General features: G+C 70.0%; 15 protein-coding genes and 1 tRNA gene. 12 read left to right on the top strand and 4 right to left on the bottom strand.

From position 1 onward, the window contains the following. The first annotated feature begins 10 nt into the window (after positions 1-10). From rplU to AC2W7E_RS02965, 11 genes are all read left to right on the top strand, one after another. Positions 11-319, top strand: a complete 309-nt coding sequence (rplU, locus tag AC2W7E_RS03015; protein WP_025104973.1) for a 50S ribosomal protein L21 — start codon at positions 11-13, stop codon at positions 317-319. Between the two features lie 18 nt (positions 320-337). After that, positions 338-595, top strand: a complete 258-nt coding sequence (gene rpmA, locus AC2W7E_RS03010) for a 50S ribosomal protein L27 (RefSeq protein WP_025104972.1) — start codon at positions 338-340, stop codon at positions 593-595. A gap of 98 nt (positions 596-693) precedes the next feature. Then, positions 694-2193: a GTPase ObgE gene (gene obgE, locus AC2W7E_RS03005; RefSeq protein ID WP_025104971.1), complete on the top strand. Its 1500-nt coding sequence runs from the start codon at positions 694-696 to the stop codon at positions 2191-2193. Continuing rightward, positions 2190-2975 (top strand): glutamate 5-kinase, encoded by a 786-nt coding sequence (gene proB, locus AC2W7E_RS03000; RefSeq protein ID WP_025104970.1) that lies wholly within the window; start codon positions 2190-2192, stop codon positions 2973-2975. The genes obgE and proB overlap by 4 nt, the downstream gene beginning before the upstream one ends. A gap of 9 nt (positions 2976-2984) precedes the next feature. Beyond that, positions 2985-4238, top strand: a complete 1254-nt coding sequence (locus tag AC2W7E_RS02995; protein ID WP_485988503.1) for a glutamate-5-semialdehyde dehydrogenase — start codon at positions 2985-2987, stop codon at positions 4236-4238. A gap of 67 nt (positions 4239-4305) precedes the next feature. Further along, entirely contained in the window at positions 4306-4527 is a 222-nt protein-coding gene (locus AC2W7E_RS02990; RefSeq protein ID WP_025104968.1) for a hypothetical protein, read from the top strand. Positions 4528-4533: 6 nt separating this feature from the next. Beyond that, on the top strand, positions 4534-5136 hold the full coding sequence (gene nadD, locus AC2W7E_RS02985; RefSeq protein WP_029989831.1) for a nicotinate-nucleotide adenylyltransferase: 603 nt from the start codon (positions 4534-4536) through the stop codon (positions 5134-5136). Then, the gene (locus AC2W7E_RS02980) at positions 5133-6194 is read left to right on the top strand and encodes a hypothetical protein (protein ID WP_485988502.1); all 1062 of its coding nucleotides are present in this window, start codon (positions 5133-5135) and stop codon (positions 6192-6194) included. The genes nadD and AC2W7E_RS02980 overlap by 4 nt, the downstream gene beginning before the upstream one ends. Then, complete coding sequence (gene rsfS / locus AC2W7E_RS02975; RefSeq protein WP_025104965.1) at positions 6194-6574, top strand: ribosome silencing factor; 381 nt, start codon at positions 6194-6196, stop codon at positions 6572-6574. The genes AC2W7E_RS02980 and rsfS overlap by 1 nt, the downstream gene beginning before the upstream one ends. A gap of 1 nt (position 6575) precedes the next feature. Beyond that, positions 6576-7265 carry an SDR family oxidoreductase gene (locus tag AC2W7E_RS02970; protein WP_025104964.1) on the top strand — a complete coding sequence of 230 codons (690 nt, stop codon included), beginning with the start codon at positions 6576-6578 and terminating at the stop codon, positions 7263-7265. 138 nt (positions 7266-7403) lie between these two features. Next, complete coding sequence (locus AC2W7E_RS02965) at positions 7404-7661, top strand: hypothetical protein (protein ID WP_164498151.1); 258 nt, start codon at positions 7404-7406, stop codon at positions 7659-7661. A gap of 63 nt (positions 7662-7724) precedes the next feature. On the opposite strand, the gene AC2W7E_RS02960 is transcribed toward AC2W7E_RS02965, so the two are convergent. The 4 genes from AC2W7E_RS02960 to AC2W7E_RS02945 form a co-directional block, all read right to left on the bottom strand. After that, positions 7725-7898, bottom strand: coding sequence for a hypothetical protein (locus AC2W7E_RS02960; RefSeq protein ID WP_164498152.1), 174 nt, complete (start codon positions 7896-7898; stop codon positions 7725-7727). 103 nt (positions 7899-8001) lie between these two features. Continuing rightward, a complete protein-coding gene (locus AC2W7E_RS02955; RefSeq protein WP_485988501.1) occupies positions 8002-9204 on the bottom strand; it encodes a DUF3500 domain-containing protein in 1203 nt (400 codons plus the stop codon). A gap of 205 nt (positions 9205-9409) precedes the next feature. Then, positions 9410-9733, bottom strand: coding sequence for a hypothetical protein (locus tag AC2W7E_RS02950; RefSeq protein ID WP_485988500.1), 324 nt, complete (start codon positions 9731-9733; stop codon positions 9410-9412). 177 nt (positions 9734-9910) lie between these two features. Further along, positions 9911-9983, bottom strand: a tRNA-Ala gene (locus AC2W7E_RS02945). Positions 9984-10118: 135 nt separating this feature from the next. Between AC2W7E_RS02945 and AC2W7E_RS02940 the strand changes: the two genes are divergently transcribed. Next, the gene (locus tag AC2W7E_RS02940; RefSeq protein WP_485988499.1) at positions 10119-11186 is read left to right on the top strand and encodes a flavin-containing monooxygenase; all 1068 of its coding nucleotides are present in this window, start codon (positions 10119-10121) and stop codon (positions 11184-11186) included. Positions 11187-11200 lie beyond the last annotated feature (14 nt).

The following is an 11200-nucleotide window of genomic DNA, read 5'->3' as shown; positions in this document are numbered from 1 at the left end:
CAGGTATGAAGTGGTTTACGCAGTAGTGCGCGCCGGTGGCCGGCAGGAGAAGGTCGAGGTCGGCACCATCGTTCAGCTCGACCGTGTTCAGGCTGCCCAGGGCGACAAGATCCAGCTGCCCGCCGTGCTGCTCGTCGACGGCTCCACGGTGACCACCGACGCCGACGCGCTGGCGAAGGTCACCGTCACGGCTGAGGTCGTCGGCAACCTCCGCGGCCCGAAGATCGTCATCCAGAAGTACAAGAACAAGACCGGCTACAAGAAGCGTCAGGGCCACCGCCAGGAGCTCACGCGCGTCAAGATCACCGGCATCAAGTAAGACCGAGGAGACCAGGACATGGCACACAAAAAGGGCGCAAGCTCCACCCGTAACGGTCGTGACTCCAACGCACAGCGCCTCGGCGTGAAGCGCTTCGGCGGTCAGCAGGTCCTCGCCGGCGAGATCATCGTCCGCCAGCGCGGCACCCACTTCCACCCCGGCGCCAACGTCGGCCGTGGTGGCGACGACACGCTGTTCGCTCTGGCCGCCGGTGCGGTCGAGTTCGGCGCGAAGGGCGGCCGCAAGGTCGTCAACATCGTCGCTGCTGCTGAGTGATCACAGCACCACGCTAAACATCCGGTTCGGGGCGGGCTTCGGCTCGCCCCGTCCGTGTATCTGCCGTCAGGCACCCTGAGCAACCGAAGGACTCGCACATGGTCACGTTCGTCGACACCGTCACACTGCACCTGCGTGCAGGCAAGGGCGGCAACGGCTGCGTCTCCGTGCACCGGGAGAAGTTCAAGCCTCTCGGCGGTCCGGACGGCGGCAACGGCGGCGACGGCGGCGACATCGTGCTCGTCGCCGACACGCAGACCGGCACGCTGCTGTCGTACCACCACTCGCCGCACCGCTCGTCGGGCAACGGCGGACCGGGCATGGGCGACCACCGCTCCGGCTTCGACGGCGAGACCCTGGAGCTCCCCGTCCCGGTCGGCACCGTGGTCAAGAACCCGAACGGCGACGTCCTGATCGACATGATCGAGCCGGGCGAGCGCTTCGTCGTGGCCGCGGGCGGTCAGGGTGGACTGGGCAACGCGGCCCTGGCGACCCCCAAGCGCAAGGCTCCCGGGTTCGCCCTGCTCGGCACCCCGGGCTTCGAGGGCGATGTCGTGCTCGAGCTCAAGACCGTCGCCGACGTGGCGCTCGTGGGCTACCCGTCCGCGGGCAAGTCGAGCCTCATCGGCGCGATCTCGGCCGCACGGCCCAAGATCGCCGACTACCCCTTCACGACGCTGCACCCGAACCTCGGTGTCGTCCAGGTGGAGGACTTCCGCTACACCGTCGCCGATGTGCCCGGCCTCATCGAGGGCGCCAGCGAGGGACGCGGGCTCGGACTCGAGTTCCTGCGGCACGTGGAGCGCTGCTCCGCCCTGCTGCACGTGCTCGACTGCGCGACGCTGGAGCCGAACCGCGACCCCATCTCGGACCTCGACGTCATCCTCGCCGAGCTGGCCGCGTACGAGGTGCCGGAGGGGCAGACGCCGCTGCTGGAGCGCCCGCAGTTCGTGGCGCTGAACAAGGTCGACGTGCCGGAGGCCCGTGACCTCGCCGACCTCGTGCGTCCTGACCTGGAAGCCCGTGGTTTCCGGGTGTTCGAGATCTCCACGGTCTCGCACGAGGGGCTGCGCCCCCTCACGCTCGCGCTCGGCGAGCTGGTCGAGCAGCACCGCAAGGAGACCGCGGTCGAGGCGCCGCGCGAGCGCGTCGTCATCCGGCCGAAGGGCTCCGTGAAGCCGTTCACGATCCGCGTCGAGGGCGGCACCTACGGCAACATCTACCGCATCCTGGGCGAGAAGCCGGTGCGCTGGGTGCAGCAGACCGACTTCCAGAACGAGGAGGCCGTGGGCTACCTCGCCGACCGTCTGGAGAAGCTGGGCGTCGAGGACGAGCTCTTCCGCCTCGGCGCCGTGCAGGGTTCGACCGTCGTCATCGGCGAAGGCGACAGCATCGTCTTCGACTGGGAGCCGACGATGAGCTCCGCCGCCGAGCTCATGACGGCACCCCGCGGCACCGACCCGCGTCTGGCGCCGAACGCCCGCCGCACCACGTCCGAGCGGCGCGAGCAGTACTACGAGCGCATGGACGCCAAGGCGCAGGCGCGCGCGGAGCTGGAGGCCGAGCGCCTGGCCACCTACCGCGAGGACGAGGCGTGACCGCACGCACGCGCGCCGACCTCGCGACGGCGACGCGGATCGTCGTGAAGGTGGGCTCGTCGTCCATCAGCGGCGAGTCGTCCTGGCGCATCCCGGTGCTCGTCGAGGCGCTGGCCGCGGCGCATGCCCGCGGAGCAGAGGTCGTGCTCGTGTCGTCGGGAGCGATCGCGTCCGGCATCCCCTTCCTCCGCCTGGACGCGCGGCCCACCGACCTCGCCACGCAGCAGGCCGCGGCCGCGGTCGGCCAGAACATCCTCGTCTACCGGTATCAGGAGGCCCTGCGGCCCTTCGACATCGTCGCCGGTCAGGTGCTGCTCACCACCGGAGACCTCGAGAACCCGACGTCGCGGTCGAACGCGCGTCGCGCCATGGAGCGTCTGCTGGGGCTGCGCATCCTGCCGATCGTGAACGAGAACGACACCGTCGCGACACAGGAGATCCGCTTCGGCGACAACGACCGGCTCGGCGCTCTCGTCGCCCAGCTCATCGAGGCCGACGCGCTCATCCTCCTCAGCGACATCGAGTCGCTGTACACGCGCCCGCCGAGCGACCCCGGCGCGGAGCCCATCGACATCGTGGCCCCCGACGCCGATCTCTCCGGGCTGGAGTTCGGCGCCACCGTCGTCAACAGCGTCGGCACCGGGGGAGCGGCCACGAAGGTCTCCGCGGCCCGGCTGGCCGCGGCTTCCGGCATCGGCGTCCTCGTGACCAGCGCGGACCTCGTCGCCCAGGCGCTCGCGGGTGCCGACATCGGAACCTGGTTCGAGCCGGCCACCTCCTAGACTGGGCGGATGACCGACCTCACCCCTCAGACGCGCCTGGAGCGGGCCAAGGAGGCCTCGCGGGAGACCGCCGCCCTCACCAGCGACGACAAGGCGCGGGCGCTGGAAGCCGTCGCCGTCGCCCTCGAGGCGAACGCCGCCCGGATCATCGAGGCCAACGAGCGCGACGTCGCGCGCGGGCGTGACGACGGCATCGGCGAGTCCCTCATCGATCGGCTCCGCCTCGACGAGAAGCGGGTGTCGGCTCTCGCAGCCGCCGTCCGGCAGGTGGCCGCGCTGCCCGATCCCGTCGGCCGGGTGGTGGGTGGCCATCGGATGCCCAACGGCGTGGCCCTCGAGCAGGTGCGCGTCCCGTTCGGGGTGGTCGGCGCGATCTACGAGGCGCGTCCCAACGTGACCGTCGACATCGCGGCTCTCGCGCTGCGATCCGGCAATGCCGTGGTCCTGCGCGGAGGAAGCGCCGCGCGCGACTCGAACACGGTGCTCGTCGACGTGATGCGCGCCGCCCTCGGCACGGCGGGCGTGACGCCGGAGGCGATCCAGACCGTCGACGACTTCGGGCGCGACGGCGCGAAGGCGCTCATGCACGGCCGCGGCTTCATCGACGTGCTCGTGCCGCGCGGCAGCGCCGGTCTCATCGAGACCGTCGTGACGGAGTCGACCGTGCCGGTCATCGAGACGGGCGCGGGGAACGTGCACATCCTGCTCGACGAGAGCGCCCCCGACGACTGGGCCTGCGACATCGTCGTGAACGCCAAGGTGCAGCGGCCGAGCGTGTGCAACGCGGTCGAGACGGTCCTCGTGCACCGGCAGGCCGCCCCGCGGCTGATCCCCCTCGTCGCGAGCGCGCTCATGAGCGAGGGCGTGGCGATCCACGGCGACGATGTCGTGGCGGGCCTCGTCGCCAACGTGATCCCGGCCACGGAGGAGGACTGGGCCACCGAGTATCTCAGCCTCGACGTCGCCATGAAGGTGGTCGACACCCTCGACGACGCTCTCGACCACATCCGCCGCTACAGCACGGGTCACACGGAGTCGATCATCACCACCGACGCGCGCAACGCGGAACGCTTCCTGGCCGAAGTCGACTCCGCGGTCGTGATGGCCAACGCCTCGACCCGGTTCACCGACGGGGCCGAGTTCGGCTTCGGCGCCGAGGTCGGGATCTCGACGCAGAAGCTGCACACGCGCGGTCCAATGGGGCTCGCCGAACTGACCAGTACGAAATGGCTCGCGCGTGGGGCAGGTCAGACGCGCGGGTGAGGGCTAGACTGGGGGACGCTGTATCCCCACAGGACCCCCGAGACAGCACGCCACGAACGGAGTCAGGATGAACCTCGTCGCACAGATCGCGATGGCCGCCGCAGAGACCGAGCACCACGGCAACGTGGCCCTCGACACCCTGATCTTCGGAGTCATCGCCGCGATCGTGTTCGCCGCGCTCGGGATCGTGACGCTGTCGTACAAGAACGTCGCGAACCGTCACTCGGCGAAGGCCGAGGCCTGGGCGGCAAAGCACGGCAAGGACCACGAGGCGGGACACGGCCACTAGGCCCTCATGAGCACCGCGACCACGCGCGCACCGCGCATCGGCGTGATGGGCGGCACCTTCGATCCGATCCATCACGGCCACCTGGTCGCCGCCAGCGAGGTCGCGCACTCGTTCGATCTCGACGAGGTGGTGTTCGTCCCGACGGGTCGCCCGTGGCAGAAGGCGGACGTGACGCCCAGCGAGCACCGCTACCTGATGACCGTGATCGCCACGGCGTCCAATCCGCAGTTCACGGTGAGCAGGGTCGACATCGACCGCGCGGGACCGACGTACACGATCGACACCCTCCGCGATCTCAAGGCCCAGCGTCCGGACGCCGAGCTGTTCTTCATCAGTGGCGCCGATGCCGTGGCGCAAATTCTCAGTTGGAGAGACCATGATGAACTGTGGGAGTTGGCCCACTTCGTCGCGGTCTCCCGCCCAGGACACGTTCTGAGCATCGACGGCCTCCCGAGCGACGACGTCAGCCAGCTCGAGGTGCCGGCGCTGTCGATCTCGTCGACGGACTGTCGTGAGCGTGTCCGTGACGATCAACCGGTCTGGTACCTCGTCCCCGACGGGGTCGTCCAGTACATCGCGAAGCATCATCTGTATCGGAGCAAGGCATGAGCACATCGGATCAGCGAGGTCCGCTGACGCGGAAGCAGCTGCGGGAGATCCGGTTGACGGGATCCACCCCGATCATCAGCGAGGAAGAGGCCAAGGCCGCCGCGGAGTCCGCTCCTCCCGCCCAGCCGCTGCCCCGCGCCGCCGAGCCCGTCGTCGTCCCCCCGGCGCCGGTCGCCGCAGGCCCCGTCGAGCCCGGCGCCGCTCCGCTGACCCGCCGCCAGGCGCGGGAGCAGGAGAAGATCAAGACCGCCTCGGTCCCGGTCCACGGCGCGGAGGATCAGGCCGGGCACGACGTCGCGGCGGATCAGCAGCCGGCGGCACCGACGGAGGAGGACGACGTCGTCGATGACGAGGTCGCCGCGGAGCCCGTCAGCGCCGCCGACGTCGCCGATACCGTCGGCACGGTGCCCCTCGTCGAGGACGAGGGTGCGCAGACGGAGTCGGCTCCGGAGGATCTGTCGGAGGTACTCGGCGTCCCCGCGGAGGACGAGGCCTCGGACGAGGATCTCCTCGAGGAGGAGGTCGACGACGACATCGAGGCGGGCGAGCGCCCGACCGTGAGCCCGACGTTCGGGGAGGGGGTGCTCCAGGAGGATGCACCCGCCGAGCCCGCGCCGTTCCGTCCCTCGTTCGACGAGCTGCTCACCTCGAACGACTCCGGGGGCACCCAGCACTCGGCACCGAACGCCCTGATCTTCACGCCGTCGGCCGGCGAGGGTTCGCTGTCCGGGCCGGTGGCCTCCACGGGCGAGATCCTCGTCACGGGGTCCTACGAACTGCCCAAGGGGCTCGGTTCGCAGGGGCACGCTCACGGCACCACGGACGGCAAAGAGGTCGACGCCGTCCTCATCGACGGGGAACTCCCGCCCGCGTCGTCCCCGACTCCGATCGCGGCGAGCTCCGCGGTCAGCACCATCAAGCCCGCCGGCGAGGTGATCCGTCCGCCGGCACCCGAGAAGGGCAACCGGCTGATGCTGATCGCCGCCATCGTCGCGGGCGCCCTCGCGCTGGGCCTGGGCACGGCCCTGGTCATCGCCTTCACAGGAAACGTCTTCTGATGCAATCACCCGAAACCGCCGAAGAGATGCTGCGCATCGCCGCCGACGCCGCCGTGGCCAAGGGCGGTGAGGACCTCGTCGCACTGAACGTCTCCGAGCCGCTTCCGCTCGTCGACATCTTCCTCCTCGTGACCGGCAACAGCGAGCGGAACGTCGCCGCGATCGCCGACGAGATCGAGGACCGTCTCGTCGAGTCCGGACACAAGCGCGTGCGCCGGGAGGGGCGTGCCGAGGCGCGCTGGGTGCTGCTGGACTTCGGCGACCTCATCGTCCACGTCTTCCACCAGGAGGAGCGGGTCTACTACGGCCTGGAGCGTCTGTGGAAGGATTGCCCGGTCATCCCGCTCGAAGTCGCCGAAGCGTCGGCTGACAACGCCTGACATGGCCACGCACCTGCTGACCGGTGCGGGGTCGGGCATCGGCGCGGTCCTCGCCCGACGGCTCGTGGAGCGCGGCGACGACGTCGTGGTGCTCGCGCGCGACGCGGGACGCGCGCGACAGATCGCCGAGGAGCTGCCGGGGGTCTCGACCCTGGTCGGCGACCTCGCCCAGCCGGGACGCCTCTCGTGGGCGCTCTCGAAGCAGAGTCTGCCGGATCGCATCGACTCCCTGGTGCACGCGGCCGGCGTCGTCGATCTCGGGACGGTGGGGGAGCTCACCCCGGCGCTCTGGGACCAGCAGCTCGCCGTCAATCTCGTCGCCCCGGCGGAGCTCACCCGTCTCCTGCTGCCCGTGCTCCGGGTCTCGCGGGGGCACGTCGTGTTCGTGAATTCCGGCGCCGGGCTCCGGGCGAGCCCGGGGTGGTCGGCCTACGCGGCCTCGAAGCACGGCCTGCGGGCTCTCGCTGACGCGCTGCGGCAGGAGGAGGCCGAGCACGGTATCCGCGTGACCTCGGTGTATCCGGGGCGGACGGCGACGCCCATGCAGGAGCGGGTGCACCGGCAGGAAGGCCAGGAGTACGACGCGACGCGGTTCATCACGCCGGAGGCGGTGGCGACGACGATCCTCACCGCGCTCGACCTGCCGCGGGACGCCCACCTCACGGATCTCACGGTGCGTCCCCAAGGCTGAACGAGCCGATCACACCATTCTCCTGCACCTCCTCGTGAGGGTGTCAAGGCCCTTCCCTTCCCTGGCGGGGTATCGGAGGCTCGTCATCAGAGAGTCCTGGAGGGCCGACTGATGTCAGAAGTTCCTGATCCCCGTTTCGTGCTTCACCGCATCACGCCGTCGGAGTGGGTGATCAACGATCTGCGCTATCCCCCGAACGACCCGCGCCATGTCGTCGCCTGCGTGTACGAGCTCGCCGACACCGAAGTCGAGGTGACGTGGCTGCGCGATCTTCCGCTCGCGATCCGATACGGCACGGCGTTCGAGGTGCTGGAGGAGGTCGAGCGGATGCAGGGGGCGAGCCGGGCGACGCGTCCCATCGCGATCCCGCATCGACCGCCGCTGCTGGCCACCTGAGCCGGCTCCGCGTGAGAAAGGGCACCCCTCCGTGAGGAGGCGGTGCCCTTTCCTGTGTCCGGATCAGTCGTCGTCGCCGGCGACGGCGGCGCGGTCGGCCTCCGCACTGTCGATCTGGGCGTCGTCCGCATCCTCGTCGAGCACTTCTTCGCCGTCCACCTCGCGCGTCGGGACGTCGTCGGCGTCCCCGTCGGCGATCGGCGGGAGAGGCGGGATCGGGGGAGTCGTGTTGGACATGTCGTCTCCTTTCGTCGGATGCCCTCTGTCTACGCCGGCATGCGCACCCTGGGGAGACCGTTGACGGGCCGTGGCGGGGGCGGCTACGGAGCCGGCTCCGACCTCAGGAAGCAGGGGGCGTGCCGCCGCCTCCCGGGCCGCCCATGCCGGACGCGGCCTGCTGGGTGACGCTGTTCGCATAGTCGTTGGTCGGATCGCGGTAGATGGTGTGCACGTGCCCCCAGCCCGACGTGGTCACGCCGTCGACGTCGGCGCCCGCAGAGCCCTGCTGCGCCTGTAACGCGACGTACACCTTCGGGCCGGAGATCGAGAAGTCGATGCCGTTCCCGGTGCTCATGTCGTACGTCGTCGCCCCGGACCAGGCGATGACGGTGTCATCCAGCGTCTCCTCGATGTCGGCCAGCGTGGACGCCGTGGTCTCCTCGTCGCTCATCCCGGCCCAGTTCGCGATGAGCTGGAGCAGCAGGTCCCGCTGCTCGTCGGAGAGGTCGGCCCCGGACAGCCCGGCTCCGCTGACGAAATCGCACGTGTCGCCCGGTGCGCACATGCTCACATCGCCGGAGGTCAGCGTGGCCTGCTGGTCGGCGGTGAGGCTGTCGAAGAACGCGAAGGCGTCCGTGTAGATCCCGTCGAACGGCTGCACCTCCTCGCCGTCCTCGTTCGTGTAGACGGCGGGCTGGACGCCGAGGTGCGTGGGCGCGAACGTGATCGCGTCGGTGCTGCCGTCCAGCGTGGCGTTGATACCGAGGTGGTGCCCGCCGAACTGCACCTCGAAGGCGCTGTCGGTCGCCGTCGGATCGCCGAAGAAGGCGATGTAGTACTGCCCGAGGGAATCCTCGGTGCTGCTGCTGTTCTCGGCGAGGTACTCGTCGCCCCCCATGATCCCGGTGACGGTGGCGTAGGCCTCGTCGCTCAGCAGAGCCTCCAGCACGGCGAGCGCCGCCGTCCGCTGCTCTTGGGTCAGATCGGTGAGGTTCAGTCCTGCCCTCTGCACGAAGGTCACCGGGAAGTTCGACCACGACGTCGTCTTCGTCTCGTCGTCGAAGTCGTACAGCACGGCCTCCCTCTGCTCGTCGGTCAGCGTTGCGAGGAAAGCCTCGGCGGCGGCGGACGTGTCGGCGATCGTCCCCGCGGTCGTTCCGGCATCCGTCGAGGCGGCGGCGGAAGCCGAGGCGGACGACGAGGCAGAGGTCGTCGGTTCGGCGGTCGTGGCTGCGGCGCAGCCGCTCAAGACGAGGCCGCCCGCGAGGACGAGGCCGGAGAGCCAGGCGAGGCGCTTCTGCGCGGGAGAGGATGTCGTGTTCATGCCTCCACGGTAGGAAGGGGACCGGTGGCGGCCCTATGATCTGTCGATGCCCTTCCTATGACGATGGAGCCGCGGCCACGCCACACCATGTTTTTCCGGGCGATGTCCGGGACGCCGCCTCAGGCATCCACGCGGGATCAGGCGACCTCGCACATCGGAGCCTGATCTCGCGCGAATGCCTGAGGTCGAGCGAGAGGATGGATGGCTAGGGGAGGTAGCGGTCGACGATCGTGCGGAGCTGTGCCTCGTCGGGTGCCGTGGTCACGCCGGTCACGCGCTGCAGCGTCGCGAACGGGGTCGACGCGGACCCGACGGGAGCCGGCTCGATCTGCGTCTTCCAGTCGGGAGCGATGCGGTCGAGGAGGAGGCCGAGCTGTGCACCGGTGAAGTAGGAGTAGTCGCGTTCCAGGACGGTCTGCTGCTCCGGGTCGTCGATCAGCGCGTCGAGACCGTCGGTGAAGGTGCTCTGCACGGGAGTGAGACCTCGTGCCGGGAGCGAAGCGGCGACCGCGTCGCGCGACGGAAGCATGCATATGTAACACGCTACCGTGATGACTGTTTCGTCTTCGTATGCTCCTCAGTCAGGCGATGGCGCGGCATCAGGCAGGGAGGGCGGTGAATGCCTGATAGGGCGCGGGCGCCTGATCTCGCGTGATGCAGCACGCCACGGAAACGCAAAAACCCCCGGCGAACCGAGGGCTTTTCGTGGACCTGAGGGGACTCGAACCCCTGACCCCCTGCATGCCATGCAGGTGCGCTACCAGCTGCGCCACAGGCCCAGACGCTGTTCCGGAGTGCTCCGGGCAACGTGAAAACACTACTACACGAATCCGCATCCGCACCAATCGGGACGGGCTGCCCGGGCGCGTCGGGGCGCGAGGAACATCCGGAGGAGCGACGGCGTTCGATCCATCGTGAGCACTCTCGACAGCATCGTGATCGGCGCCGGCCAGGCCGGGCTGTCCGCGTCGTTCCACCTGCGCCGCCGCGGGATCGAGCACGTCGTCCTGGATGCCGATGCTCGCGCCGGGGGAGCGTGGCAGCACCGATGGGACGCCCTCACGATGCGCGACGTGCACGGGGTCGCCGAGCTCCCGGGCGACACCGCGCCGCCGCGGGACGAGCGGCGGGCCAACATCGCGGTACCGGAGTACTTCGCCGCGTACGAGAAGGCCCACGATCTGCCGGTGCTGCGGCCGGTGCACGTCCGCCGGGTCCACGATGACGACGGCGTCCTGGTCGTCGAGGCCGACGAGGGGGAGTGGCGCACCCGCACCCTCGTCAACGCGACCGGCACCTGGACGCAGCCCTTCCTCCCGCACTATCCGGGGATGGAGACGTTCCTCGGGGAGCAGTTCCATACCGTCGACTACCCGGGTCCGGAGCACTTCCGCGGCAAGCGGGTGCTGGTCGTCGGCGGCGGTGCATCCGCCGTGCAGTTCCTCGGCGCCCTCGCTCCCCTCACCGAGACCCTGTGGGTCACCCGACGCCCGCCGGTCTGGCGCGATGATGACTTCACACCGGAGGCCGGTGCCGCCGCCGTCGCGCTCGTCGAGAAGCGGGTGGCGGCCGGGCTGCCCCCGGAGAGCGTGGTCAGTGTCACGGGTCTCATGCTGCGCCCCCAGGAACGGGAAGCGGAGCGCCTGGGCGCGTACGCCGACCGTCGACCGCTCTTCCAGCGCATCGAGCCCGACGGCGTGCGCTGGGTCGACGGATCGTTCGAGCGGGTGGACGTGATCCTGTGGGCGACGGGGTTCCGGCCGGCCATCGGCCACCTCGCCCCGCTCCACCTGCGCAGTGCCGCGGGTGGGATCCAGCTCGACCGCGGCGGCCGCGGTACGACGGCGGTGGCCGACCCCCGGGTGCAGCTCGTCGGGTACGGCCCCTCCGCGAGCACCATCGGCGCGAACCGGGCGGGGAGGGCCGCTGCGGCCGGTGTCGTCCGGGCGCTCGCGAAGACGGGAGCCGTGGTTTCGTCCTGACCGTTTCGTCGTCC

The organism is Microbacterium sp. CFSPD4_SD4 (assembly GCF_057364585.1).
The sequence above is the reverse complement of the archived record's forward strand: the minus strand, read 5'-3'. Positions and strand labels throughout refer to the sequence as shown.